General features: G+C 70.7%; 22 protein-coding genes. 10 read left to right on the top strand and 12 right to left on the bottom strand.

The window, feature by feature from the left end; genetic code table 11:
• Nucleotides 1–141: 141 nt before the first annotated feature.
• A complete protein-coding gene (locus AB0B35_RS29740) occupies nt 142–966 on the bottom strand; it encodes an SURF1 family protein (protein ID WP_361051388.1) in 825 nt (274 codons plus the stop codon).
• A 177-nt stretch (nt 967–1,143) separates the two neighbouring features.
• On the opposite strand from AB0B35_RS29740, the gene AB0B35_RS29735 reads away from it, so the two are divergent.
• On the top strand, nt 1,144–1,740 hold the full coding sequence (locus tag AB0B35_RS29735) for a GNAT family protein (RefSeq protein WP_360540167.1): 597 nt from the start codon (nt 1,144–1,146) through the stop codon (nt 1,738–1,740).
• Between the two features lie 58 nt (nt 1,741–1,798).
• Here AB0B35_RS29735 and AB0B35_RS29730 read toward each other — a convergent pair whose 3' ends face one another.
• Nucleotides 1,799–4,021: a transglycosylase domain-containing protein gene (locus tag AB0B35_RS29730; RefSeq protein ID WP_361051385.1), complete on the bottom strand. Its 2,223-nt coding sequence runs from the start codon at nt 4,019–4,021 to the stop codon at nt 1,799–1,801.
• 122 nt (nt 4,022–4,143) lie between these two features.
• Between AB0B35_RS29730 and cobT the strand changes: the two genes are divergently transcribed.
• Nucleotides 4,144–5,217: a nicotinate-nucleotide--dimethylbenzimidazole phosphoribosyltransferase gene (gene cobT / locus AB0B35_RS29725; protein ID WP_361051527.1), complete on the top strand. Its 1,074-nt coding sequence runs from the start codon at nt 4,144–4,146 to the stop codon at nt 5,215–5,217.
• Nucleotides 5,218–5,329: 112 nt separating this feature from the next.
• Nucleotides 5,330–6,529 (top strand): uroporphyrinogen-III C-methyltransferase, encoded by a 1,200-nt coding sequence (cobA, locus tag AB0B35_RS29720; RefSeq protein ID WP_361051382.1) that lies wholly within the window; start codon nt 5,330–5,332, stop codon nt 6,527–6,529.
• 209 nt (nt 6,530–6,738) lie between these two features.
• Here the strand turns inward: cobA and AB0B35_RS29715 are convergent, their stop codons facing one another.
• The 3 genes from AB0B35_RS29715 to AB0B35_RS29705 all read right to left on the bottom strand — a co-directional run bounded on the left by AB0B35_RS29715 (nt 6,739) and on the right by AB0B35_RS29705 (nt 12,271).
• Entirely contained in the window at nt 6,739–8,208 is a 1,470-nt protein-coding gene (locus AB0B35_RS29715; protein WP_361051379.1) for an ATP-binding protein, read from the bottom strand.
• 104 nt (nt 8,209–8,312) lie between these two features.
• Nucleotides 8,313–10,853: a trehalose-phosphatase gene (gene otsB / locus AB0B35_RS29710; RefSeq protein ID WP_239167873.1), complete on the bottom strand. Its 2,541-nt coding sequence runs from the start codon at nt 10,851–10,853 to the stop codon at nt 8,313–8,315.
• Complete coding sequence (locus AB0B35_RS29705) at nt 10,850–12,271, bottom strand: trehalose-6-phosphate synthase (protein ID WP_203697773.1); 1,422 nt, start codon at nt 12,269–12,271, stop codon at nt 10,850–10,852. Before AB0B35_RS29705 ends, otsB begins: the two co-directional genes overlap by 4 nt.
• Before the next feature lie 291 nt (nt 12,272–12,562).
• Here AB0B35_RS29705 and ettA point away from each other — a divergent pair, with 291 nt between their 5' ends.
• The 4 genes from ettA (at nt 12,563) to AB0B35_RS29685 (ending at nt 16,065) form a co-directional block, all read left to right on the top strand.
• On the top strand, nt 12,563–14,239 hold the full coding sequence (gene ettA / locus AB0B35_RS29700; RefSeq protein ID WP_361051376.1) for an energy-dependent translational throttle protein EttA: 1,677 nt from the start codon (nt 12,563–12,565) through the stop codon (nt 14,237–14,239).
• Nucleotides 14,240–14,308: 69 nt separating this feature from the next.
• The gene (locus AB0B35_RS29695; RefSeq protein WP_361051374.1) at nt 14,309–14,710 is read left to right on the top strand and encodes a thioesterase family protein; all 402 of its coding nucleotides are present in this window, start codon (nt 14,309–14,311) and stop codon (nt 14,708–14,710) included.
• On the top strand, nt 14,695–15,324 hold the full coding sequence (locus tag AB0B35_RS29690) for a hypothetical protein (RefSeq protein ID WP_361051371.1): 630 nt from the start codon (nt 14,695–14,697) through the stop codon (nt 15,322–15,324). Before AB0B35_RS29695 ends, AB0B35_RS29690 begins: the two co-directional genes overlap by 16 nt.
• 273 nt (nt 15,325–15,597) lie before the next feature.
• Nucleotides 15,598–16,065: a YbjN domain-containing protein gene (locus AB0B35_RS29685; protein WP_120321434.1), complete on the top strand. Its 468-nt coding sequence runs from the start codon at nt 15,598–15,600 to the stop codon at nt 16,063–16,065.
• A 106-nt stretch (nt 16,066–16,171) separates the two neighbouring features.
• Here the strand turns inward: AB0B35_RS29685 and AB0B35_RS29680 are convergent, their stop codons facing one another.
• The 4 genes from AB0B35_RS29680 to AB0B35_RS29665 all read right to left on the bottom strand — a co-directional run bounded on the left by AB0B35_RS29680 (nt 16,172) and on the right by AB0B35_RS29665 (nt 20,505).
• The gene (locus tag AB0B35_RS29680; protein WP_361051368.1) at nt 16,172–17,455 is read right to left on the bottom strand and encodes a delta-60 repeat domain-containing protein; all 1,284 of its coding nucleotides are present in this window, start codon (nt 17,453–17,455) and stop codon (nt 16,172–16,174) included.
• A gap of 118 nt (nt 17,456–17,573) precedes the next feature.
• Entirely contained in the window at nt 17,574–17,990 is a 417-nt protein-coding gene (locus AB0B35_RS29675) for a globin (protein ID WP_361051365.1), read from the bottom strand.
• Between the two features lie 10 nt (nt 17,991–18,000).
• Nucleotides 18,001–19,242 carry an MFS transporter gene (locus AB0B35_RS29670; RefSeq protein ID WP_361051362.1) on the bottom strand — a complete coding sequence of 414 codons (1,242 nt, stop codon included), beginning with the start codon at nt 19,240–19,242 and terminating at the stop codon, nt 18,001–18,003.
• A gap of 243 nt (nt 19,243–19,485) precedes the next feature.
• Nucleotides 19,486–20,505: a mechanosensitive ion channel family protein gene (locus AB0B35_RS29665; RefSeq protein ID WP_361051359.1), complete on the bottom strand. Its 1,020-nt coding sequence runs from the start codon at nt 20,503–20,505 to the stop codon at nt 19,486–19,488.
• 200 nt (nt 20,506–20,705) lie between these two features.
• Between AB0B35_RS29665 and AB0B35_RS29660 the strand changes: the two genes are divergently transcribed.
• A complete protein-coding gene (locus AB0B35_RS29660) occupies nt 20,706–21,224 on the top strand; it encodes an HNH endonuclease (RefSeq protein ID WP_361051356.1) in 519 nt (172 codons plus the stop codon).
• 3 nt (nt 21,225–21,227) lie between these two features.
• Here the strand turns inward: AB0B35_RS29660 and AB0B35_RS29655 are convergent, their stop codons facing one another.
• From AB0B35_RS29655 to AB0B35_RS29645, 3 genes are all read right to left on the bottom strand, one after another.
• Complete coding sequence (locus AB0B35_RS29655) at nt 21,228–21,845, bottom strand: class F sortase (protein WP_361051353.1); 618 nt, start codon at nt 21,843–21,845, stop codon at nt 21,228–21,230.
• A 4-nt stretch (nt 21,846–21,849) separates the two neighbouring features.
• The gene (locus AB0B35_RS29650) at nt 21,850–22,344 is read right to left on the bottom strand and encodes a hypothetical protein (RefSeq protein WP_360540191.1); all 495 of its coding nucleotides are present in this window, start codon (nt 22,342–22,344) and stop codon (nt 21,850–21,852) included.
• Nucleotides 22,345–22,656: 312 nt separating this feature from the next.
• Entirely contained in the window at nt 22,657–23,091 is a 435-nt protein-coding gene (locus AB0B35_RS29645; protein ID WP_360540193.1) for an Lrp/AsnC family transcriptional regulator, read from the bottom strand.
• A 142-nt stretch (nt 23,092–23,233) separates the two neighbouring features.
• Here AB0B35_RS29645 and AB0B35_RS29640 point away from each other — a divergent pair, with 142 nt between their 5' ends.
• A complete protein-coding gene (locus tag AB0B35_RS29640; RefSeq protein WP_361051350.1) occupies nt 23,234–24,124 on the top strand; it encodes a tryptophan 2,3-dioxygenase family protein in 891 nt (296 codons plus the stop codon).
• A gap of 91 nt (nt 24,125–24,215) precedes the next feature.
• On the top strand, nt 24,216–25,496 hold the full coding sequence (gene kynU / locus AB0B35_RS29635; RefSeq protein WP_361051347.1) for a kynureninase: 1,281 nt from the start codon (nt 24,216–24,218) through the stop codon (nt 25,494–25,496).
• Nucleotides 25,497–25,514 lie beyond the last annotated feature (18 nt).

Raw genomic sequence — 25,514 nt, 5'->3', positions numbered from 1 at the left:
CGATAGCCGCTGGCCCGCAACGGCATCAGCGCTCACCGGGGTGACCGCCCGTGCACAGCCCGGTGTCCGGCAGCGCCGTGCACACCGGACGGTCGGGCACAGCGGCCGGGATGAGAACCGATCCCGCTACGTCGGAGCAGCTCAGGCGGGCGTCACGGCGTCGGCGGGCGCAGATTCCGGGTCGAGGTCAGGGTCCGGACCCGTGCCGGACTCCGCTGCGGCCTGCTGTTCGCGCAGGTCCTTGCGAGCCAGATAGGCGACGCCGACCAGGGCGCCGGCTGCGAAGATCCACCACTGCACCGCGTAGCCGAGGTTGAGCCAGTCGTTCTCGTGGCCGACCTCGATCGCGGTGAGGCCCTGCGCGCCGGGGGTGTCGGCGTCGGCGAGCACGTACGCGCCGAGCACCGGGTAGGGGAGCTTCTCCGCGATCGCGGGCACGCTGACGCGGCGGGTCTCCCAGTGGCCGTTGCGCTGGTCGACGCCGCTCGCGCCGGACTCGGTCAGGTGCACCCGGCCGACGACGGTGACGGTGCCGCTCGGCGCGGCGGGGAACCGCGGCGCGACGGTGATGCCGTCGGGGTGCGGCGGCACCCAGCCGCGGTCGACGAGCAGCGCCGAGCCGTCGGCCAGCAGCAGCGGCGTGAGGATCTCGTAGCCGACCGTGCCGTCGACGGTGCGGTTGCGGACCAGGATCTCCTGCGTGGTGTCGTACCGCCCGGTCGTGGTGACCCGGGTCCAGGCCGCGCCCTCCCCGGGTCCCGGCGCCGCGCCCTTGCCGGTGGCGGGGGCCAGGACGTCGCCCACCGGCACCGGGGTGACCACGGTGCTGGCGTCGATCCGGTCGTTGATCGCGCTGCGCAGCTCGTACCGGCTCCACTGCCAGCGGCCGAGCAGCACCATCACGAAGGAGGCGAGCAGGGCGACGGCGAAGACGGTCAGCCAGCGGCGGGTGAGGAGGGCGTGCACCCGGGCAGTTTACCTATGCCCTGAGCTGTGAGTTCTGTCACGGCCGATCGGTGGAGCGGTCACTCGGGCGACCGGTTGGGCCAGCGGGTATGGTGCAGCTTCGGACAGCGGCCGCGCGTCCGTGAAACAGCACCTGTGTTCCGCCGAGGCGGCCGCCCTTACGCCTGGAGTCCTCGTATGCCTGCCAACGATCCCGGTGTGGCCGGGCTGGGCAACGTCGCCGTGCGCCGTTTTCCGACGATGACGGTGCAGACCCCGCGGCTGGACGTGCGGCCGCTGCTGGCCGCCGACGCCGACCCGGTCACGGAGATCTTCGCGGACAAGCAGACGCAGCGCTGGCTGCCGTTCCCGAAGGAGTTCGGGCAGATCGACGGGCGCTCGTGGTGCACGGAGATGGCGGGCGAGCGCCGCGACAGCGGGGCGGGCGACCACTACGGCATCGTGCGGCGCGAGGACCAGCGCCTGGTCGGCTGCCTGTGGACGAAGCGCACGGACTGGGTCGGCCGGGTCACCGAGATCTCGTACGCGGTCTCCGCGGACACCCGGGGGCTGGGCATGGCTCCGGAGGCGGTGGACGCGCTGACCCTGGCGCTGGTGCTGGAGCACGGCTTCCAGCGCATCGAGCTGCGGGTGGCCCCGGGCAACACGGCCTCGCGCCGGGTGGCCGAGAAGGCGGGCTTCACCTACGAGGGCCTGCTGCGCAACGCCGGATACGTGCACAGCGGCCGGGTGGACCTGGAGGTCTGGTCGATCGTCGCGGCCGACCTGCGCTGAGGCGGGCAACGCGAAGGGGCCCCGCCGATCGGCGGGGCCCCTTCGCTGTGTGAGCCGTTCAGTTCTTCTTCTTTTTCTTCATCTTCGGCAGGTTCGCCGGCTTCTTGCCGAGGATGTTGTCCGACGGCGGCGTGAACTGCTGCACGTCCTTGCCCTTGAGCGCGTCCTTCAGGGTGTACGCCACGGTCTCGATCGGCTTCCAGGAGTTGTAGTCGCCGGTGGCGTGGAACGGGTTGTCCGGATCGGCCATGAACGACGCCGCGGCCAGTTCCTTGGTGAAGCCGACGAACCAGGCGGCGCGGGTGTCGTCGGTGGTACCCGTCTTGCCGGCGACCGGGCGGTCGACCATGCCGTACACGCCGGGCGCCGTGGACCAGCCGCCGCAGGCACCCTTGGCCGCGCCGTACCCGGTGACGCAGCGCATCGCGTCGGTGGCGGCACGGGCCACGTCCTTGCTGACCTCCTGCCGGCAGCGCGGCGTCGCGACCGGCACCTGCTTGCCCTTGACGTCCATCATCGCCGGGGTGCCGTCGGGCTTGACGATCCCGGTGACGGGCAGCGCCTCGCAGAACTTGCCGTCGGCGGCCATCGTGGCGTACGCGTTGGCCATCTCCAGCGGCGTGGTGTCCGCGACGCCGAGGGTGAACGAGCCCCAGGTCTTGGACTTGCCCGGCGAGGCCTGCAGCTTGTCGATGTCGGTGCGCCATTTCAGGCCGAGCCGCTCGGCCATGCGGACCGCCTTGTCCGCGCCGACCTTCTGCTCCAGCTGCACGAAGTACGTGTTGACCGACTTGCCGAAGCCCGACCACATGGCGTGGTTGCCGGTCATCGAGCCGCTCGCGTTGGACGGGCACCAGTGCCCGCCGCCGCAGGAGCCGCGCTCGCCCCAGCCGGCGAAGTACTGCGACTTGTAGCGGTGCGGCGCGTAGAACCAGGTGTTCATCTTCATGCCGGCGTCGAGCGCGGCGACCATCGTGAAGATCTTGAACGTCGAGCCTGCCTGGTATCCGGGCAGGTTGCCGCCGCCGAGCAGCGGGTTCACCGTGTTCGGGTAGTTGCCCTTGATCTTGCCATACCGCTTGGGGTCGGTGTGCGCCCCGTTGCCCGCCTGGTCGAGCGAGTACGTGCGGTTCACCGCCATCGCCTTGACCAGCCCGGTGCCGGGCTGCACGACCACCTCGCCCAGGGCGTACGCGCTGCCGATCGGCTGGCGCTTGGTGACGTGCTCCATCGCGATGTCCTGGACCTTCGGGTCCAGCGAAGTGGTGATCTTGTAGCCACCGCGGCGCAGGTTGTCCTCGCGCTCGCCGGGGTTGGCCCCGAAGGCGGGCTGCGACAGCCACCAGTTCTTGAACATGTCGCAGAAGAAGCCCCAGCTGTTGTTCTTCTTGGCGACCGCGATGCAGTCGTTCGGCGGCTCGGTGATCTTGAGCTTGATCGGCTCCTTCTTCGTGGTCTCCGCGACCGCGGGAGTGATGTAGCCGAGTTCGGCCATGCGGTCGATCACGTAGTTGCGCCGCTGGGTGGCCGCCGTCTGGTCGCTGCCCGCCGGGTCGTACGCCGTCGGCGCCTTGACCAGGCCCGCCAGTGTCGCCGACTCGGCCAGCGTCAGGTCCTGCGGCAGCTTGGAGAAGAAGATCTGCGCCGCGGCGAAGACGCCGTACGCGCGGTGTCCGAAGTAGGCCACGTTCAGGTAGCGCTCCAGGATGTCGGTCTTCGACATCTCCTTCTCGACCTTGATGGCCAGCCGCGCCTCGCGGATCTTGCGGATGGGGGTCTGCTCGGTCGCCGCCATGACCTCGCTGGGGGTCTGCGCGCCGTCGCGCAGGGCCATGCGCACGTACTGCATGGTCAGGGTCGACGCGCCCTGGGACACCTCGCCCGCGGTGTGGTTGGCCACGAAGGCGCGGGCGATGCCCTTGGCGTCGACGCCGTTGTGCTCGTAGAAGCGCCCGTCCTCACTGGCCACGATCGCCTTGCGGATGTTCTCCGAGATGCTCGCGATCGGCGTGTACTTGCGATGTTCCTCGTAGAAGTTCGTGAGCAGCGTCTTGCCGTCCGAGGCGTACACGTAGCTGGTCTGCGCCGGCGGCAGGCTCTTGAGTTCCGAGGGCAGCGAGTCGTAGAAATCTGCGCCGGCCTTCAGTCCCAGGCCGCCGACGGCGGCGAGGGGGTAGGTGACCGCGGCTACGACGACGCCCGCGATCAGGCCCGACCGCAGGATCGGCGCGAGACGTCCAGTGGCGGAAATTGCACCTTTTAGGCGGCTAAGCGGCTTCACCCTACAAAGGTAGGACAAACTACTCAGAAGAAGGATTCAAAGCAGTAAAAGACGCGACGATTTCTGCCCCCGAGTCGGCATCGCGACAGTCGACATGGTGAGGTGAGGTCGTGACGAGTGAGCTGTTGGGCTTAACGATCGAGGCGGTCCGTCCGCTCGACGCCGCCGCGATGAACCAGGCCCGCGAACTGCAGGCCCGGCTGACCAAGCCGGCCGGATCGCTGGGTGAGCTGGAGGAACTGTCGGTGCGCCTGGCCGGCCTGACCGCGGTCTGCCCGCCGCCGATGCTGGACTCGGCCCAGCTGGCGATCTTCGCCGGTGACCACGGGGTGCACGCGCAGGGCGTGACGCCGTGGCCGCAGGAGGTCACCGCACAGATGGTGGCCAACTTCCTGGCCGGCGGCGCGGCGGTGAACGCGTTCGCCCGGCAGACCGGCGTCACGGTGACCGTGGTCGACATCGGGGTCGCCGCCGACCTGCCTGCGGCCGCGGGCCTGGTCTCGGCCAAGGTCCGCGCCGGCACCCGGGACATGACCGGCGAGCCCGCGATGACCCGCGCCGAGGCGCAGGCCGCGCTGGAGGTCGGCATCCAGACCGCGTACGCGATGATCGACGGCGGTGCGCGGGTGCTGCTCACCGGCGACATGGGCATCGGCAACACGACCGCGTCGGCGGCGCTCATCTCAGCCTTCACCGGGCGCGACCCCGGCGTGGTGACCGGCTACGGCACGGGCATCGACGCGCCCACCCACCTGCGCAAGGTCGAGGTCATCCGGCAGGCGCTGGCGCTGCACGGCCCGTCCTGGGGCGACGACGCCGCCGGCGATCCGGTGGCCGTGCTCGCCGCGATCGGCGGTCTGGAGCACGCCGGCCTGACCGGTTTCATCCTGGGCGCGGCGTCGCGCCGGGTGCCCGTCATCCTCGACGGAGTGATCGCGGCCGCCGCCGCGCTGACCGCCGCCGCCATCGCGCCCAGCAGCCGGGACGCAATGATCGCCGGACACCAGTCGGTGGAGCCGGGCGCTAGCGTGGCCCTGTCGCAGCTCGAACTGAACCCGCTGCTCGACCTCGGCCTCCGGCTGGGCGAGGGCACCGGCGCGGTGCTGGCCTACCCGATCGTCGCCGGCGCGGTGCGGGTCCTGCACGAGATGGCGACCTTCGACAGCGCCGGAGTCGCCGCGAAAGTCGAGGAGTGAGCCCGCCGGGCTGAGCCCGGTTTCACTGCACAGACGAGAATGACAGCGGCCGCCGCCACGGCGGCCGCGGCGGTGGGTGGTGGCTCGCCGTGCGAACCGAGTGAGGACGCCCGTGACTGAGCTGTATCCCCTGGCGTTGCGGTTGGACGGGCGGCTGGTGCTGGTCGTCGGCGGGGGCGCGGTGGCGACCCGGCGGGTGCCCGCGCTGCTGGCTGCCGGGGCACAGGTGCGCCTGGTCGCGCCGGAGCTGACTCCGGCGCTGCGCGGCCTGGCCGACGCGGGCCGGCTCAGCTGGCGGGAGCGGCCGTTCGTCGAGGACGACCTGGACGGTGTCTGGCTGGTGCAGGTCGCGGTCGACGACCACGAGGCCGCCGAGTCGGTCTCGGCCGCCGCTGAGCGACGCCGCATCTTCTGCGTACGCGCCGACGACCGGCACGCCGCGAGCGCCTGGACCCCGGCCGTGGCCCGGCACGGGGCGGTGACCGTGGCCGTGCTCGCCGGCGGTTCGCCCCGGCGGGCGGTCGCGGTGCGTGACCGCATCGCGAACCTGCTGGCCACGGACGAGGCGACGGTGCCGGAGACGGTCAAGGGCACCGTGGCGCTGGTCGGTGGCGGCCCCGGCGACCCGGAGCTGATCACGGTCAAGGGCCGCCGGCTGCTGGCCGCCGCGGACGTGGTGGTCGCCGACCGGCTCGGGCCCGGCTTGCTGCTCGACGAGCTGCGCGCGGACGTGGAACTCGTCGACGTGGCGAAGCTGCCGTACGGTCCGGCCGCGCAGCAGGAGGAGATCAACCGCATCCTGGTGGAGCGGGCCAAGGCGGGCCTGTTCGTGGTACGCCTCAAGGGCGGCGACCCGTACGTCTTCGGCCGCGGCGGCGAGGAGGTGCTGGCCTGCGCCGAGGCGGGTGTCCCGGTGACCGTCGTGCCTGGCGTGACCAGTGCGATCTCGGTGCCCGCGGCAGCCGGCATCCCGGTGACGCACCGCCGGGTGGCGCACGAGTTCACCGTGATCAGCGGGCACATCGGCCCGGATCACCCGGACTCGCTGGTGGACTGGCCCGCGCTGGCCCGGCTGCGCGGCACGCTGGTGATTCTGATGGGCCTCAAGAACCTGCCCGCCATCGTGGCGACCCTGCTGGCCCACGGCCGCGACGCCGCCACCCCGGCCGCGATCGTCCAGGAGGGCACCACCGACCAGCAGAAGTCGGTCCACGGGACCCTCGCCGACCTGCCCGCCCTGGCCGCGCAGCTGAGCCCGCCCGCCATCGTCGTCATCGGCGACGTCGTCGACGTCCTGCCCACCGCTTTCTGACCCCGCCCGGACCCGGGTCGCGCCGCCGGAAGATCCTTCGCAGCCATGATCTGTTTTTGTGGACGCCAGCGGCCCCTGTAGGGGCACCCAGCGTCCACAAAAACAGATCATGAAGCGGTGCACGCCACCGTGGCGGCGCGGCACGACCGACACGGAGCGCCGCGGCCGGTGAGCGTGACGGCAGGGCCGGTCGTCGCGACCCGGGGCCGTCACGACCCCTGGTAGAGGCGGGCCAGGTCGACGAGTTCGACGTCGCCGCGGGTGGACGCGGTGCGCTTCAGCGCGGAGGTGAAGCCCGAGCGGGCGAACAGCAGCAGCCGGGGCGCGGGGGTCGCGGCGTCAGCGGGCAACAGGGTGCGCAGGTGCTCCAGGCGGTGCAGCTCGTCGACGCCGACGGGGCTCGCGGTGGCCTTCGCCTCGCCGATCGCGATGATGCGATCGGGGTGGCCGGAGCGGGTCTCCCAGACGACGGCGTCGAGTTCGTGGCCGGCCCGGTGCTCCCGGCAGGGGAGTTCGGTGGGCAGCGCCCGGCTCGCCAGGCCGCCGAGGGTCTGCTCGCTCGCGTGCCACAGGCACCACTGCCGGGTCAGGTCCTCGAAGTGCGGGCCGTAGATCTTGGAGGCGATGGTGTCGCTGTTGCGGTCCCACACCTGCTCCGCTCGCCCGGCGACCAGCTCGGCCTCGTGCCGGTTGATGATCAGCTGGTACAGCCGGACGACCGGTTCGGTGATCCGGTAGACGGTGCGCTTGCTGCGCAGGGCGTCGTCGACGGCCTCGACCAGGCCGATGCCCTGCAGCCCGTTGAGCAGGTGGGCCAGGGCGGAAGCGGGCCGGCCGAGTTCGGCCGCGATCTCGGTGCGGCGGACCTTGCCGGCGCTGAGCGCGGTCAGCACGGCGGCGTACGACGTGGGGTCGGCGATCGACGGGTCCTCGCGCAGCAGCAGGCTGCCCTCGCGGAACATGGCCGAAGCCGGGTTGATGATCCGGCGCTGCACCCAGCGGTCGACGTCGGCGGCGCTGCGCGGACCCGCGCCGCCGGCCATCTCCAGATATGCCGGGGTGCCACCGACCAGCGCGTTGACCCGGAACGCCAGCTCGGGATCGTCGAGCCCCCAGAAGGCGGCCGCCTCGCGGTAGCCGAACGGGCGCACCACCAGTTCCAGCACGGCCCGGCCGCGCAGCGGGGCGCCCGCGCCGAGCAACGTGGACATCGTGGTCAGCGCGCTGCCGCAGAGGATGAGCCGGGTGCGGGTGTCCTGCTTGGCCTCGCCGAGCGGGCTGAGCGCCTGCTGCAGGTACGACGGCAGCGCCGGGGTCGTGGCGACCAGGTACGGGAACTCGTCGATGACGACGGGCAGCTGCCGCTCCCGTCCGAGGCGGATCAGCTCTGTCAGCGCCTCGCGCCAGTCGGCCGGAGCCAGCGGCGAGCCGAGCCCGCGGTGCTCGGCCAGCGCGCGGCCGAGGTCGGCCAGGTTCTGGCTCTCGGTCTGCTGGGTCGCGCCGAAGAAGAAACCGCCGGCCTGCTGGGCGAGCAGTTCGAGCATGAGCGTCTTGCCCTGGCGGCGGCGGCCGTAGACGAGCCCGAGCGTCGCGCCGGGCGTCGGCGCGGACACGAAGTCGGTCAGCTCGTCCCATTCGACGGCGCGGCCGTGCAACCGCTCAGGTTTCGATGCGTCCACCTAACTATGGTAGCGGCAACTATCATAGTTGCCGCTACCATAGTTGCCGCGACGTCAGGAAGGGCACCTTCACAAGCGCTGTGAAGGTGCCCTTCCTTGCTGGATCAGCGGCCGAGGAGCTGGGCGCAGCGGATCAGGCCGAGGTGGCTGTAGGCCTGGGGGTGGTTGCCGAGGCCGCGCTCCAGGTCCGGGTCGTACTGCTCGGGGAGCAGGCCGGTCGGGCCGGCGGTGGCGAGCATCTGGTCGAAGAGCTCCTCGGCGTCGGCGCGGCGGCCGGTGCGCAGGTAGGCCTCGATCAGCCAGGCGGTGCAGATGTGGAAGCCGCCCTCCTTGCCGGGCATGCCGTCGTCCCACTTGTAGCGGTAGACGACCGGTCCGGAGCGCAGCTCGGCCTCGACGGCCAGCACGGTGTCCAGGAAGCGCGGGTCGTCGTCGGCGAGCAGGCCGGACAGGCCGATCCACAGGCTGGAGGCGTCCATCTCCGGGAAGCCGTAGGCCACCGTGTACGCCTTGGTGCCCTCGTGCCAGCCCTGGTGCAGGACGTTCTCGGCGATCCGGTCCCGCAGCTCGACCCACTCGGGGCGTTCCTCGGTGGTGTGCCGTTCCAGCACCTGCAGGGCGCGGTCCACCGTCATCCAGGACATGACCTTGGAGTACACGTGGTGGCGCGGAGGCAGACGGGCCTCCCAGATGCCGTGGTCGGGCTCGTGCCAGCGCTGCGAGCAGGCCTGCACCATGGCCTCCATGACCCGCCACTCCTCGTGCCGGATCTTGCCGCGCTTGTCCGCGACCGCCATCAGCACGTCCGCGACGGGGCCGAACACGTCCAGCTGGAGCTGCTTGTTGGCCGCGTTGCCGACGCGCACCGGCCGGGAGCCGGCGTAGCCGGGCAGGCTCTCGATCACGGCCTCCGGGCCGAGCTCGTAGCCGTCCACGGTGTAGAGCGGGTGCAGCCGCTCCGGGTGCCCGCCGGTCCGGTCGACCACACCGTCGACCCACCGCAGGAACGCCTCGGCCTCGGTCAGCGAACCCAGCTCGACCAGCGCCTTGACGGTCATCGCGCCGTCGCGCAGCCAGACGAAGCGGTAGTCCCAGTTGCGGATGCCGCCGAGCGTCTCCGGCAGCGAGGTGGTCGCCGCCGCGATGACGCCGCCGCCCTCGAAGTGGCACAGCCCGCGCAGCGTGAGCGCGCTGCGCATGACCACCTCCTTCTCGACCGAGGGCAGTTCCAGGGAGTTGGCCCACTCCCGCCACGGCTGCTCGACCAGCTCCAGCCGCTCGCCCGCGGACAGCGGGTGCGCGGTCAGGTTGTGGCTGCGCATGCGCATCTCCAGCAGCGCCTCGCCGTTCATCTTCGACAGGTCGATGACCGCGCGGGCGGTGTCGTGCCCGCCGTCGTCGACGACGTCCCACTCCACGCCGGGGGAGTACAGGCACAGGTGCTCGCTGGTGCCCAGCACGAGCAGCCCGTCGGTGAGCGGCTGCAGCTGCACCGGCACCTGCCCGAACTCGGGCCGCGGCGCGTACTCGACGCGGACCACGGTGTTGCCGGTCAGGCGGCGCATGAGGCTGTCGCCTTCGAGCCAGTCCGTCACGGTCACCCCGGACCAGCGGGTCTCCACGGTCATCGTGCCGGGGCGGTAGCGCTGGCCCAGCGGGTGCCCGCCGCGCTGCGGGGCGATGCTGAAGTGGCCCGCGGGCGCGCCGCCGAGCAGGTCGGCGAAGATGGCCGCGCTGTCCGGCCGCGGGTGGCACAGCCAGCTCACCCGGGCGTCCGGGCTGATCAGCGCGACGGTGCGGCCGTCGGCCAGCATCGAGTGCCGCTCGATGGGCACCGCCCGCTCGCCGAACAGCCAGTGCCGCCGGGTGTCCAGCAGCAGCGCCAGGATGCGCACCGCCTGCAGCGGGTCCTGCACCCGGAAGCTGGCCGCGGTCTCGCCCGCGCCGACCTTGACGCCGATGTCCTTGCCCGACAGCTGCCGGAAGGCGTTCTCGTCGGTGACGTCGTCACCCATGAACAGCACCGCGCCCGCGGACACCTGGCGGCGCAGCTCGTCGATCGCGGTGCCCTTGTGCGAGGCCAGCACCGACAGCTCGACGACCTCCTTGCCCTCGGTGGTGTGCACGCCGGCCCAGGCGGCCGGGCCGCACCGGATGGCGTCGGTCACCGCGGCCGCCACCGCCCGGGAGGCGGTGCGCAGGTGCACGGCGACGCTGGCGGGCTTGTTCTCCAGGCGTACGCCAGGGTGCTCGGCGGCGATGCGCTCCAGCTCGGTCTGCAGCCTGCTGCGCAGCTCGACCAGGTCGGAGGCGAGCCGCTGGACGAAGCCGATGTCGAACTCGGAGCCGTGGCTGCCGACGAGATGCACCTCGCTGGGCAGCCGGGAGAGCGCGGCGAGGTCGCGCAGCGCCCGCCCGGAGACCACCGCGACGGTGGTCTGCGGGAGCGTGGCCAGCGATCGCAACGCTGCGACCGCCTCGGGGATCGGGGCGGCCGCGGACGGGTCCTCCACGATCGGGGCCAGGGTGCCGTCGTAGTCGCACGCGACGAGCAGGTGCGGTACGCGGGCCAGCTGCGCCAGCGCGGAGCGCAGTTCGGGGTCGAAGCCGTCGCGGTCGAGATCGACGGTCATGCCCAGGGTCATGGTATTGCTCCCAGTTCGGTCAGGAAGTCTGACGCCCAGCGCGCCACGTCGTGACGCCGCAGGTGCCGCTGCATCACGCTCATCCGGCGCCGGGCCTCGTGCTCGTCGACGGTGACCGCGCGCATGAGTGCGTCCTTGACCGCGTCCAGATCGTGGGGGTTGCACAGGAACGCCTGTCGCAGCTCTCCGGCCGCGCCCGCGAACTCGCTCAACACGAGTGCGCCACCATGTTCCAAGCGTGCCGCCACGTACTCCTTGGCCACCAGGTTCATACCGTCCCGCAACGGGGTCACCATCATGACGTCGGCCGCGCAGTAGAGCGCGGCCAACTCACTGCGACTGTACGACTGGTGCAGGTAATGCACGGCAGGCACGCCGACGCGGCCGAAATCCCCGTTGATCCGGCCCACCTCGCGCTCGACCTTGATGCGAAGTGCCTGGTAGTGCTCGACCCTTTCCCGGCTCGGCGTCGCGACCTGCACCATCACCGATTCCGGCACGGAAAGCCGTCCCGCGGCCAGGAGCTCGCGATATGCCTTCAGGCGGTGCTCGATGCCCTTGGTGTAGTCGAGGCGGTCCACGCCCAGGATGACCGTTTTGGGGTCACCCAGCTCCGCGCGGATCTGCACCGCGCGCTCCCGGACAAGTGGGTTGTCCGCGAGACGCTGCATCTCGCCGACGTCGATCGAGATCGGGAAGGCGTCCGCCTTGACCTGCCGGCCCTCGTACTCGATCACGTTGCCGTGGTAGGGCGTGCCGAGCAGGTGCCGGGCCAGCCGGATGAAGTTCTGCGCGGCCAGCCGCTGCTGGAAGCCGACCAGGTCGGCCCCGAGCAGGCCGCGCAGCACCTCGGCGCGCTGCGGCAGCTGCATGAACAGCTCGATCGGCGGAAAGGGGATGTGCAGGAAGAAGCCGATCTTGAGGTCGGGGCGCAGCTCCCGCAGCATCGCCGGCACCAGCTGCAGCTGGTAGTCCTGCACCCATACGGTGGCTCCCTCGGCGGCGACCTCCGCGGCCGCCTCGGCGTAGCGGCGGTTGACCACCCGGTAGGCCTCCCGCCAGCGGCGGCGGAAGACGGGCGGCTCGACGTTGTCGTGGTAGAGCGGCCAGATGGTGGCGTTGGACTGGCCCTCGTAGTACCGCTCAAGATCTTCTTCGGAGAGCGGCACCGGCCGCAGGTTGATCCCGTCCAGCTCGAACGGCTCCGGAGCCGGGCCGGGCGAACCCGACCAGCCGATCCACGTGCCATGGCGCTCGACGAGCACCGGGTGCAGTGCGGTGACGAGCCCGCCGGGACTGCGCCGCCAGCGGCGGGCGGAGTCACCGGAACCCGTGACGCGACCTCCTGGCGTGTCCGTGGTCACTTCGTCCACGGGCAGCCGGTTCGCGACGACGACGAACGGACTGCGATCGACCATCGCTGCCTCTCCTCCGATCGGTGGATCGTGGGCCATCCTCTGAGACTACTGAAGTCCCCTGAAAGGTGGATCATCGGCGCGGCACGCGGGGGCGATACGTGTAGATCATCCCAGCGGGGCGCATTGATCACAACCCGCTGCGTGATGCCCGGCCCGTGCCCCGCCAAACCCGCTGTCCGGATCGTCGCACGTTCCGACGGCGCGATCCGCCTCACACGGCCCGATGTCCCAGGGCGCGGGACCACCTGGGAGTATTGAACCGAAGACTGTCTGAAGGGGGTTGGCCCGACCGTGGCCCAGTTCATTTACACGCTCGAGAAGGCACGCAAGGCGCACGGCGACAAGGTTGTGCTCGACAACGTCACGCTCAACTTCCTGCCGGGTGCCAAGATCGGCGTGGTCGGCCCGAACGGCGCGGGTAAGTCGAGCCTTCTGCGGATCATGTCCGGCCAGGACATCGTCAGCAACGGCGAGGCCCGGCTCATGCCCGGCTACACCGTGGGCATGGTGGCCCAGGAGCCCCGCCTCGACGAGTCGCTGACCGTGCTGCAGAACATCGAGCTGGCCGTCGCCGACACCAAGGCCAAGCTCGCCCGGTTCAACGAGATCGCCGAGCTGATGGCGACCGACTACTCCGACGAGCTGATGGACGAGATGGGCCGGCTCCAGGAGGAGCTGGACCACAGCGACGCGTGGGACCTGGACTCCAAGCTGGAGCAGGCCATGGACGCGTTGCGCTGCCCGGAGCCCGACCTGCCGGTCGGCCCGCTCTCCGGTGGCGAGAAGCGCCGCGTGGCGCTGTGCAAGGTGCTGCTGGAGCAGCCCGACCTGCTGCTGCTCGACGAGCCCACCAACCACCTGGACGCCGAGAGCGTGCTCTGGCTGGAGCAGCACCTGGCGAAGTACCCCGGCACGGTGATCGCGATCACCCACGACCGGTACTTCCTGGACAACGTCGCCCAGTGGATCCTGGAGCTCGACCGCGGCCGCGCCTACCCGTACGAGGGCAACTACTCCACCTACCTGGAGAAGAAGGCGGCACGCCTGTCGGTCGAGGGCCGCAAGGACGCCAAGATGCGCAAGCGCCTCTCCGAGGAGCTGGAGTGGGTGCGCTCCAACGCCAAGGCGCGCCAGACCAAGTCCCGGGCCCGTCTGGACCGGTACGAGGAGATGGCCAACGAGGCCGAGAAGACCCGCAAGCTGGACTTCGAGGAGATCCAGATCCCGCCGGGCCCGCGCCTGGGCAACACGGTGATCGAGGTCAAGGACCTGGTCAAGGGCTTCGGCGACCGGGTGCTCATCGAGAACCTGTCGTTCTCGCTGCCGCGCAACGGCATCGTCGGCATCATCGGCCCGAACGGCGTCGGCAAGACCACGCTGTTCAAGACCATCGTCGGCATCGAGAACCCCGACAAGGGCAACGTCAAGGTCGGCGAGACGGTGACCCTGTCCTACGTCGACCAGAACCGGGCCGGCCTGGACAGCGCCCAGACCGTCTGGGAGGTCGTCTCCGACGGCCTGGACTACCTGATGGTCGGCAAGGTCGAGATGCCGTCGCGGGCGTACGTGGCCGCGTTCGGCTTCAAGGGGCCGGACCAGCAGAAGCCGGTCAACGTGCTGTCCGGCGGTGAGCGCAACCGCCTCAACCTGGCGCTCACCCTGAAGATCGGCGGCAACGTGCTGCTGCTCGACGAGCCCACCAACGACCTGGACGTGGAGACGCTCTCCAGCCTGGAGAACGCGCTGCTGGAGTTCCCCGGCTGCGCCGTGGTCATCTCCCACGACCGCATGTTCCTCGACCGCGTGGCCACCCACATCCTGGCGTGGGAGGGCACCGACTCCGACGAGTCGAAGTGGTTCTGGTTCGAGGGCAACTTCGAGGCGTACGAGAAGAACAAGATCGACCGCCTCGGCGTCGAAGCCGCCCGCCCGCACCGGGTCACCCACCGCCGTCTGACGCGCGACTGATCCGGATCTTCATGATCGTTCGCCCGGCCGATCGCGGCCGGGCGAACGATCGAGGCGAGTGGGAGAACCATGAGATTCACCTACCACTGCGCGCTGCGGTGGTCTGATCTTGACGCGTACGGGCACGTCAACAACGCGCGTTTCCTCACCCTGTATGAGGAGGCACGGGTCGCGATGATGTTCGTCGGCGCCCGGGAGGCCGGGGTGACCTCCTTCGAGGACGGCATCGTGGTGTCCCGGCACGAGGTGGACTACCTGCGGCCGGTCGACTACGGCGACCCGGTGCGCATCGAGCTGTGGATCGAGGACCTGAAGCCGTCCCGCTTCACCGTCTGCTACGAGCTGTTCGACGGCGACCTGCTGGCCAGCCGGGCCCGGTCCGTGCTGGTGCCGTACGACCTCGACAAGCAGCGGCCCCGCCGGATGAGCGAGGCCGAGCAGAGTTTCCTGAAGCCATGGCTGTCGACCTGACCGACCGCGCCGACGCGGCGGTGTTCCTGCACCGGCTGGTGCGGCTGGATCCGGCGACGCTGGTGCGGCTGTGCCCGGCCGGGCCGGGCCGGGTGGCGCTGTGGGCGTCGCTGCCGTGGGGCGTGCTGGTCACCCGCACGGTCGCCGGCAGCGTCGACCGGGACCGGGTGGCGCAGGCGTCGGCGCTGCTGGAAGGCGTCGCGGAGCCACCGGCGCTGGACGACCGGTGGCGCGGCGCGCTGCCCCCGGCGACCGCTCGCGCCGTCGAGCGGCTGCCCGCGGCGGTGGTCGGCGGCGCGGCCGCCGCGGCCGCGCAGGCCCTGCGCGACGTCGGGTCCACCGGGCTCAAGGGCCGTGCCGTCGGGCAGCGGGTGCTGCGGGACGCGCTGCTGGACCACGTCGTCATCAGCGGTGTGTCCGATGTGGACGGCGTGTCGTTCGCCGTTCCGCAGCGGCTCGTGCAAGGCTTGGTCCGGATGGGGTTCCTCGGTGCCGACGAGGTGACGGTGGTCACCGCCGGCACGTGGACCGGGCTCGCCGGTTCCTATGGCACCGCCTGGTTCCGGACACCCGTCTTGTCCGTACGGCCGATTGTCAGTCGGTCGATAGGTTGATCGACCATCGGCTGTTCAGCCCGGGACCTTCGGTAAGGGGATGACGAAAGACGGCTGTACGGGTAGCCTCCTCGCCGGGGATGGAACTGAGGGTAGGCAAGCAATCTCCCTCAGCATTGATCTGTCGGCTTCAGGCTACGGTCGGACAGGAGCATGGGCATGGCGTGGTTTTCGTGGCAACGCTTGCGGGTGGGTCAGTCGACGGCGGGAGAGACGCGGCCGCGTACGGTCCCGCAGCAGCGCAGCCTCTTCGAGGTGCCGGACGACCTGTCCATGATGGACAGCCTGCCACCGGCTCCGACGACACTGGCGCCGGCTGAGACACCGCAGGTCAACCTGCGCCGCATCGCCGCCACCCTCGACCTGCTCGACATCCGCTACCTCTCCGACGGGGAGGAGAGCCTGCTGGCGCTCTGGGAGCGGCACGCCCTGCTGTTCGCGGTCGAGGGCCCCGACGACGAGATCCTGGTGATCCGGGCCCGCCCGCACGCCACCGTGCCGCCGGAGCTGGCCGACCTCGCCTATCGCGCGGTCAACGAATGGAACCACACCCGCCGCTTCGCCAAGGCGTACGTGGGCGACCCCACGGAGCGCGGCCAGCTGCCGATCTACGCCGAGTGGCAGGTGCCCCTACGCTCCGGCGTGCACGACGCGCTCCTCATGGAGCTGCTCGACTGCGCCGCCTCGGTGTCCACCACCTTCGTGGACTGGATGCACAGCGACGGCGGCCTGCTGCTCTGAGGACGTCTCTCCACCGCCGCAGGGCCCTCTGACGGCGACAGCCGCCTGCCCGGGTCTCGTACACCCGGGCAGGCGGCTGATCCGTCCTCAGCGCCGCGCCACCGCCTCAGTCCATGCGGGGGAACAGCCCGATCCGGCCGTGGTACTCCCGGCCCAGTTCGTCGGTGTCCGAGCCCACCAGCAGGCCCTGCGGGGAGATGGCGAACGCCCGCACGCCCACCCCGCGCGAGCGGGTCGGGTTCCAGGGCAGCGCCATCCCGGTGACCGGGTCGATCGCCGCGACACCGGGGCGCTCCACCGCACCGGGGCCGGCCGACTCCATGCCGTACGGGTTGTTCAGCCAGCGCTGGTGCCCGCCCACGTAGACGGCCCCGCCGACGATCTCGACGGCGTAGAGCGAGTCGCCGCCGGTGTGGTTGACCCAGGTGGGCCGGACCTTGCCGGTGGCGTAGGTCTCGAACCGGGCCGCGGTGTCGCAGTTGATCTCCCAGCCGCTGAGCCGGCCGGTGGTGACGATGACGAAGTACTCGCCGTCGGGGGAGAAGTCGGCCGCGCGCATGTAGGTGTCGAAGCCCTCGCGGCACAGCGGGACGTACGCGTCGGTCGACCAGTTGGCGGCCTTCGACGGGTTGCCGGTCAGGTCGAACATCGCGGCCTGCACCCGGCGGGCCGAGCCGACCCGGGTGAACGCGCCGATCGCCAGCAGGCGGTCGCCCGCCGGAGACACGGCGATGTCCTCGACCTTCACCCGGCCGATCTCCGGAGCGTCCAGCCGCGCGTCGAACACGGTGTCCACCGCGCCGGTGACCGGGTCGAGCCGGGCCAGGCCGCGCCGTGGCACGTCGTTGATCGCGGTGAACGAGCCGCCGAGGTAGAGCCACCCGTTCGAGACGGCCAGCCCGCGCACGTCGCCCCAGTTGATCGCGGCGTCGAAGCCGGGGATCCGTCCACCCGTGGCCAGGTCCAGCCGGGCGAGCCCGCGCTGCTCGGCATCGTTGATCTCCTCGAAGGAGCCGCCGACGAACACCGAGTTGTCCGGGCCGGGGGTCAGCGAGTAGACCATGCCGTCCACGTCCGGCGCGAAGTCCTCGAGCACCGCCCCGGTGCGCAGGTCGAAGGCGAACAGGTGCTCGCGCTCGTACTCCTCGGCGCCGGTGTTGTCGCTCACCCTGGTGAAGTCGCCGCCGACGACGGCGACCTGGCCGACCACGGCCAGCGCGTGCACCTCGCCGTCGAGGATGTGCGGCGTCCAGTCGGCGGGATCCTCGTCCACGGTGCGCACCGGGCGCGGCTTCAGGTTCTCGGCCGGGGCCTGGGGTTCTGCCGCCCAGACGGCGGCGGGCAGGGCCATCGCGGCCAGTGCGGCCAGCGATACCACGCGGTGGCGCATCAGGACGTCTCCTCGCAAATACGGGCAATTCCTCCCCTGGTTAACGAGGCGACCGAAAAGAAGGGCACCCTCCTCGACCGGTCAGTCGAGAAGGGTGCCCGAAGTCACTCGGCCCAGATCAATGGTCAGAATTCACCATGAAGAATGCCGCCCGCTCCAGGTAGTCCCAGAGCATCTTGTCGAGTTCGGGGCTGAGTTCGAGGACGTCGACGGCGTGGCGCATGTGGCGCAGCCACGCGTCGCGCTCGACGGCGCCGATGACGAAGGGGGCGTGGCGCATGCGCAGCCGCGGATGCCCGCGCTCCTGCGAGTACGTGTTCGGGCCGCCCCAGTACTGGATCAGGAAGAGTCGCAGCCGCTCGTTGGCCGGGCCGAGATCTTCCTCCGGGTACATCGGCCGCATCACCGGGTCGGTGGCGACCCCGGCGTAGAACTCGTCGACGAGCAGGCGGAAGGCGTCCTCGCCGCCGAGCAGTTCGAAATAGTTCGGAGTCGGCAGGGCGGTCGACGCGGGGGTGGCGGGCTGGTCACTCACCAGGCCCAGGCTACCCGGCGACCGGAGCCTCGTTGAGCCGCCGGGCGCGCTCGATCGCGGCGGTGAAGCGCTCCTGCGCGGGCCATGCGGACAGCGCCACCAGCACCAGCACCACGCCGGCCACGCTCCACAGGCCGATGACCTGGTGCAGTGGCCAATGGCTGGCCAGCATCCCGGTGATCAGCACCGCGCTGCCCTGCATGATCTGCATCCCGCCCTGCATCACGCCGAACGCGCGGGCGCGGTAGACGTTCGGCAGCGCCTGCACGAAAAGCCCGTTGATGGCGGGCAGCATGCCCGCCAGGCAGAAGCCGCAGGCCGCGGCCATCAGGCACACGGCGTACAGGGACGGGTTGAGCAGCGCCGGCACCAGCATGATCGGGGTGAGCAGGGCCAGCGGCCGGATCAGCAACCGGCGCAGGTGCGGTGCCGTGAACCGGCCGATCACGATGCCGCCCAGCACGTAACCGGCCGGGTTGGCGAGCATGATCATTCCCTGGGCGAAGCCGCGCTCGGCCTCCCCGCCGGGTTCGAGGTGGTGCGCCCAGACGGCGGCAAGGCCCTCCGGCACGATCGCGAACAGGGTCACGCTGAAGACGAGCAGGGCGATCGCCCGCAGCGCGGGGATCCCGAAGACCACCCCGAAGCCCTCGGCGGTCTCCCGGACCAGGTTGCGCCGCGCAGCCGGGTCGCCCACCGCCGGACGGTGCCGCACCACGAACGTCAGCAGCAGCGCCGACAGGGCGAAGGTGCCGGCGTCGAGCAGCAGCGACAGCCGCGGGTTCATGGCGGCCAGCAGGCCGCCGGCGAGGTAGCCGCCGATCTGGGCGGCCTGGCCCGCGCTGAGGTTCAGCGAGATCCCCACCACCAGGCGGTCGCCGGCGAGGATGGCCGGATACAGCGCCGAGCGGGCCGCCTCGTAGGGCGGGTTGCCCAGGGCGGTGAGGAAGAGCAGGCCGATCAGGACCGGGATCGGCAGGCCCGGCACCGCGACCAGCGCGATGAGCACCATACGGGCCAGATCGCTGATGATCATGACTGTGCGGTACGGATACCGCTCGGCGACCGCCGCCAGCATCGGACCCAGCAGCACCCACGGCGCGAAGCTGATCGCGAAGGTGGCCGCGGCCATGCCGGCCGACTGCGTCTGCTCGTAGACCAGTGTGGTGACCGCGGCCTTGGCCAGGTAGTCGCCGACCCAGGACAGCACGCTCGCACCGAGCATGCCCCGGTACTCGCGGATGGCGAGCACTTCGCCGAACGTTGCGCGGTGCTCAGGTGGTGAGCCGGGCGGATCGTTCGGTGGGGGCGTATTGGTGCGAGCGGGGTGGTGCACCACCGGATGGTCCTCCATCGATCACGACATTGGTGTCGAGGACCGCCATCCTGTCGCAGAGTCACGCCGAATGACCGTCCCAGAAGGGATGTCGTCGGTTGATTCTGCCCGATCGGTGGATAAAGCGCTAGCCTCTACGGCTGATGCCACCACGCACAGTCAGGGAGCCGACGATGGCTCCTCGGTCGGCACCGACGCCCGCAACGCGCGGGCCGCCTGCATCTGCGCCGCGATGCCCGACGCCTCGAGCGCCTCCGTGAGCCGTCGGCGCATCTCCCGCTGCAGGTCCCACTGCCGGTCGGCGGAGGTCTTGCACACGGTGCGGATGACCGCGCCGTCCACGCTGATGTTCTCCACGCCCAGCACCTGCGGCGGCTCGACGAAATCGGCGGCCCACTCGGGATCGTGCGCGAAGGCGTCGACCGCCTGGCGCAGCACCGACGTCGCCTCCTCCACACCGACGAAGCCGATCGGCACGTCGATCATGACGGTGGCCCAGCCCTGGCTCTTGTTGCCGATGCGGATGATCTCACCATTGCGGACGTACCAGATCACGCCGCGGCCGTCACGGATGGTGACGGTGCGCAGGCCGACCGACTCGACCACACCGACGGCCTCGCCGGTGTCGATCACGTCGCCCACCCCGTACTGGTCCTCCAGCAGCATGAACAGGCCCGCGATCAGGTCCTTGACCAGCGACTGCGCGCCGAAGCCCAGGGCCACGCCGGCGATGCCGAGGCTGGCGATGAGTGGCCCGACGTTGATGGAGAACTCGCTCAGCACGATCAGGAAGGCAACCGAGAACACCGCGACGGTGACCATGCTCTTGAGCACCGAGCCGATGGCCTCGGCGCGCTGGCGGCGGCGCTCCGGGAACGCGCTCCCGGCGTTCAGCACCGAGACCGGCACCTTCTCCCGGATCGGCCGCAGCATCGTCGGCACCTTGCCCTGCGCCGTGCGGGCCACGATCTTGTTGATCGTGTGATTCAGCAGCGCGCGGGCGATCATCGCCACGAGAATGATGACGACGATGCGGATCGGCTTGATGAGGATGTAGTAGCCGCCGTCGGCCAGCCACTGCGAGTCGGAGAAGTTGTAGACGCCTTTGCAGACGGGGTCCGCCAGGCACGCGGTGGAGGGCGTCTCCGTGGGGTCGGGGGCGAGAAGGCTCAACGGCATGGCTTACTAGCTACCTCATCGGTCGGTCGGCGGTGCGGGCGGCCTGCGGGGGACTTTCCTCGCATATGCCAATGAGCAGGGCATAGCGCGGCTGAGAATTCATGAGACCGCCGCAAATTGTAGGTGCAATCACCAGATCAATCGGGGACGATGGTCACAATGACGCGATGACGTGACTGTGCCGCCGGAGGGTGAGACCGATGCCTGACATACGACCCACAGCCGCCTCCGCCGCGTTGCTCCTCAACGCGACTTATGAACCGCTGTGTGTCGTGTCCGTGCGCCGGGCCGCCATCCTCATACTCTCCGGCAAGGCCGTCTGCGTCGCCGACGGCGACGGGGTGCTGCACAGCTCCCGTGCCCGGGTGCCCGTCCCCCTCGTGGCCAAACTCACCCGCTACGTGCGGGTGCCCTACCGCACCCAGGTCGGCCTGTCCCGGCGCGCGATCTTCGCGCGCGACGGCGGGCGCTGCGTCTACTGCCAGGGTCCGGCCGAGACGATCGACCACGTGCACCCGCGCTCCAAGGGCGGGCAGCACGCCTGGGACAACGTGGTCGCCGCCTGCGCCCGCTGCAACCACCACAAGGGCGACAAGACGCTGGCCGACCTCGGCTGGCGTCTTCCCGTGAAGCCCACCGTGCCGCACGGCGCGGTCTGGCGCGTGCTCGGCCACCGCACCCCGGACCCGCGCTGGGCGCAGTGGCTGGAGACCGTCTGAGGCTCAGGCCTTGTGCGCGCTGACCAGGCTCGCGAACACCACGATGTTGTCGGCGTAGCCCAGCTCGCCGCCCACCCAGCGGCCCCCGCAGGTGATCAGCCGTAGCCCGGGCCGGGTGTAGTCGTGGTAGATCCGGTCGACGGGCAGGCTCTGCTTGCTGAACCGCTCGACCGTGTTGACCTCGAACACGGTGACCTTGTTGTCCCGGCGCGTGATCTCGATCTTCGCGCCGGGCTTCAGCTCGTTCAGGCGGTGGAAGACACCGGGGGAGTCCTTGGTGTCCACGTGCCCGACGATGATCGCCGGTCCGTACTGGCCGGGGGAGGGTCCGTCGTCGAACCAGCCCGCCTCGTTGCGCAGCAGCAGCGACGGGGTGTCGATCGCGCCGCGCTCGTCCAGGCCCACCCCGTGGATGTACGCCTTGACCTTGATCGCGGGAATCTGGATGCGCAGCGGCCGGCTCGGGCCCAGCACCGGGAACTCGCCCGGCGGAGCCTTGCCCGGTCCCCGGAACAGCTCGGCGAACGAGAAGCCGCCGGCCTTGCCCAGGCCGATTCCGACGCTGAACAGCCCGACCAGAAGCAGCACCACGGCCAGCGGGCCGCGCAGGCGGCGCAGCACGGCGTCAGGCGGGGGTCAGCGGGTTGCGCCCGCGGCGACGGGACAGCAGCAGCACACCCAGGCCCAGGCCCATCGCCGCGGCGCCCGCGCCGATCAGTGTCGTGCCGCCGTCCCCGGCCAGGCCGCCGCCGCCGGTGTTCGGGCCGCGCTGCGGGCTGTCGTGGTTGACCACCCACAGCGTGGTGGTGGCGGTCTGCCTGCTCGGGCAGGTCAGCTTCACGTTGTAGCCGCCCGCCTTCTTGTTCTCCGGCACCGTTGCCGCCGCGATCAGGTACACGTTGACCGGCTCGACGGTGACCGTGCCGAACGCGTCGGAGTGCACCTTCGCGTTGTTCAGCGCGTCACCGCAGCTGGCGCGGATCGCGACCTGGAAGCCGGCCTGGATGGTGCTCGGGTTGACCTCGACGAAGACACCTTCGGCGTGCGCGGGCGCCGGCGCGGTGAGCGCCGCGACGACCAGCGCCACGGCCCCGGCCGCCACCCGGAGAGCAGACCGCATGTTTCCCCCAAATCGCGTTTGACCACCCGATCACCCCGGGCTATCACAAATCCTCTCATCCAGCACTAACCCACCACGCCCATAAACATGAAAAAAGGCCCGAACCGGGCACTCTCACCGGACAGGCGCGTCGTCGTCGACCGTCCCCCGCCAAGGTCATCCGACTTGCCTGGCACCTGTGCGTATCTTGACCGCCCATTCGCCCATCTGCCTGGCAAGTCGAACGATCATGGTGCGTTGCCGCACCGGCTCGCGGCCTGGCGCGCCAGTGCCGGCGCTCGGCCGCGCGTGGGTGGGACCCGGGCGGGGTCTTCAGGGCGGGGTGAGGGGGCGCCAGGCCAGCGGGGTCGACAGGATGAGGGTGCTGGAGGGGCGGCCGTGGGGGGCCAGGCGGTCGATCAGGGCCTCGAAGGCGTCCATGGAGGTCGCGGCGACCTTGAGGATGCTGCAGGCGTCGCCGGTGATGCGGTGGATCTCCAGGATCTCCGGCCACTCGGCCACCGACGGGTCGCGCAGGATGCAGCCCGCGCCGTAGCAGGACATCTGGATCAGCGCGACCACCGGACGACCGGCCGCGGTCAGGTCCACGTGGGCGCGGTAACCGGCGATCACCCCGGACTCCTCCAGCCGCCGTACCCGTTCGGCGACCGCCGGCGGGGACAGGTGCACCCGCCGGGACAGCTCGCTGAAGGACAGCCGGGCGTCCTCCTGCAGTTCGCGCAGCAGCGCCCAATCCATGTCGTCCACGACGCGCTTTCCCTTCGTAAACGAAACGCCCCGACCCCAGTATGAACGTTAAGCCGATCGCCCCGAGTGCCGTTGATTCGGCATTCCGTCACGGGGCATCACGGAGACATCATGACGTTGACCAGAGCACCTGGAGGAACGCGTGACCGCTCCATCGACGACCAACGCTGCCGTACGCCCGGCCACCGCGGCCGAGCGCGCCGAGCGCGCCGAGGCCAACGGCGGTGAGCCGACGCTGGAGTTCGCCCAGCGCACGCCGTACGACGCGTACGTGCACGCGAGCACCCTGCACACGCTGCAGCAGACGCTGAGCAAGGACCCGGGTGAGATGTCCTTCCTCATGATCAGCCAGGTGATGGAGCTGTACTTCGGTCTGGTGCGCTTCGAACTGCGGGAGACGCAGCGGCTGCTCGCCGAGGACGACGTGTACGGCGCGCTCGCCCCGCTGCGCCGCACCGTGCTGCACCTGGACGGGCTCAACGCCGCCTGGAACGCGCTGCACTGGATGACCCCGGCCGACTTCAACCGGTTCCGCAACCTGCTCGGCGAGGGCTCGGGCTTCCAGTCGGCGATGTACCGGCACCTGGAGTTCCTGCTCGGCCTGAAGACGGCGTCGCTGATCCGCCCGTTCCAGCGCCAGGACGAGGTGTACCACGACCTGCTGGCCACCCTGCACGGCACGAGCGTCTGGGACGACGTGATCGCGCTGCTCGCCCGCCAGGGCTTCGACATCCCCGCCGACCTGCTGGCCCGCGACTTCGCCACCGAGCACGAGGCCCACCCGGCCGTCGAGGCCGCCTGGGTGCGCATCTACGCCGACGAGAGCCCTGACAACCACCTGCGCCGCCTCGGCGAGGCCCTGACCGACGTCGCCGAGCGTTTCGACGACTGGCGCTACAAGCACCTCAAGGCCGTGGCCCGCACCATGGGCGCGAAGGTCGGCAGCGGCGGCTCCAACGGGTACGCCTGGCTCCAGCGCAGCATGTCCCGCACCGTCTTCCCCGAACTCTGGTCCGCCCGCACCGCCATGTAAGCGCTGATCATGAACTTATGGCACGGCTCGACGGCGTGTCCGTGCCATAACCTCATGATCGGGACATCTAACGAGACACAGCGAGAGCAGCATGACGTTCACCGAAGAAGACGCGCGGCGTCGGGATGCGGCCGATCCCGGCCACCGTGACCTGTTCCTGGTGCCGCCCGCCGAGGGCGGGGCGTACCCGGAGACCGCCTACATGGCCGGGAACTCGCTCGGGTTGCAGCCCCGGGCGACCCGGGACGAGCTGCTGGGCGACCTGGACGCCTGGGCGCGGCTCGGGGTCGAGGGGCACCTGGAGGCCGCCCGGCCGTGGCTGCCCTACCACGAGCTGCTGACCGAGCAGGCCGCACGGCTGGTCGGGGCGCTGCCGGCGGAGACCGTGGTGATGAACTCGCTGACGGTGAACCTGCACCTGCTGATGGTGTCGTTCTACCGGCCGGCGGGGGCGCGCACGCGCATCGTGATCGAGGACGCGGCGTTCCCGTCCGACAGCTACGCGGTGCGCAGCCAGGCCCGCTTCCACGGCCTGGACCCCGACACCACCGTGGTACGCCTGCGCCCGCGCGCCGGCGAGGACACCCTGCGGACCGAGGACGTGCTCGCGTTCCTGCGCGACGAGGGCGACACCGTCGCGCTGGTCATGCTCGGCGGGGTCAACTTCCTCACCGGCGAGCTGATGGACATCCCGGCGATCACCGCGGCGGGCCGGGCCGCGGGCGCGGTCGTCGGCTGGGACCTCGCCCACGCGGCGGGCAACGTGCCGCTGCGCCTGCACGAGTGGGGCGTCGACTTCGCCGCCTGGTGCTCGTACAAGTACCTGAACTCCGGCCCCGGCGCGCTGGCCGGCGTGTTCGTGCACGAACGTCACCTGGGCGACCCCGAGCTGCCCCGCTTCGAGGGCTGGTGGAGCACCGAGGCGGCGACCCGGTTCGAGATGACGCCGACCTCGCGCCCCCCGGCCACGGTCGAGGCGTGGCAGATCTCCAACCCGCCGATCTTCGCGATGGGCCCGGTGCGCACTTCGCTGGAGCTGTTCGACAAGGTCGGCATGGACACGCTGCGCGAGCGCAGCCTGCGGCTGACGGCGTACCTGGAGAGCCTGCTCGACGAGGTGCTGCCCGGCCGGCCGCTGCGGCAGGTCACCCCGCGCGACCCGGCGCGGCGCGGCTGCCAGCTGTCCGTACGGACCACCGAGTTGGGCGCGAACGAGCTGGCCCGGCGGCTGCGCCACGAGCACGGCGTGATCGCCGACGCGCGCCAGCCCGACATCGTGCGCTTCGCGCCGGTGCCGCTGTACTCGACCTATCACGACTGCTGGCGGGTCGCCCAGGCGCTCGCCGCGATCTTCCCGATGGAGAAGGCATGAGCGAGCGCAGCGAGCGAA

This window comes from Catellatospora sp. NPDC049133, from assembly GCF_040648455.1.
In the GTDB taxonomy this organism is placed as follows: domain Bacteria; phylum Actinomycetota; class Actinomycetes; order Mycobacteriales; family Micromonosporaceae; genus Catellatospora; species Catellatospora aurea.
Note: the sequence above shows the minus strand (reverse complement) of the source record. Positions and strands in the feature narration are given on the sequence as shown.

Bases quoted from the DNA above. Each gene is read 5' to 3' on its own strand.
- AB0B35_RS29680 (WP_361051368.1), bottom strand. From the start codon at position 17,455: ATGCGCCACCGCGTGGTATCGCTGGCCGCACTGGCCGCGATGGCCCTG.
- AB0B35_RS29695 (WP_361051374.1), top strand. From the start codon at position 14,309: ATGAGATTCACCTACCACTGCGCGCTGCGGTGGTCTGATCTTGACGCG.
- AB0B35_RS29705 (WP_203697773.1), bottom strand. From the start codon at position 12,271: ATGGTCGATCGCAGTCCGTTCGTCGTCGTCGCGAACCGGCTGCCCGTG.
- AB0B35_RS29685 (WP_120321434.1), top strand. From the start codon at position 15,598: ATGATGGACAGCCTGCCACCGGCTCCGACGACACTGGCGCCGGCTGAG.
- AB0B35_RS29735 (WP_360540167.1), top strand. From the start codon at position 1,144: ATGCCTGCCAACGATCCCGGTGTGGCCGGGCTGGGCAACGTCGCCGTG.
- otsB (WP_239167873.1), bottom strand. From the start codon at position 10,853: ATGACCCTGGGCATGACCGTCGATCTCGACCGCGACGGCTTCGACCCC.
- AB0B35_RS29665 (WP_361051359.1), bottom strand. From the start codon at position 20,505: ATGCCGTTGAGCCTTCTCGCCCCCGACCCCACGGAGACGCCCTCCACC.
- kynU (WP_361051347.1), top strand. From the start codon at position 24,216: ATGACGTTCACCGAAGAAGACGCGCGGCGTCGGGATGCGGCCGATCCC.
- AB0B35_RS29690 (WP_361051371.1), top strand. From the start codon at position 14,695: ATGGCTGTCGACCTGACCGACCGCGCCGACGCGGCGGTGTTCCTGCAC.
- AB0B35_RS29660 (WP_361051356.1), top strand. From the start codon at position 20,706: ATGCCTGACATACGACCCACAGCCGCCTCCGCCGCGTTGCTCCTCAAC.
- AB0B35_RS29650 (WP_360540191.1), bottom strand. From the start codon at position 22,344: ATGCGGTCTGCTCTCCGGGTGGCGGCCGGGGCCGTGGCGCTGGTCGTC.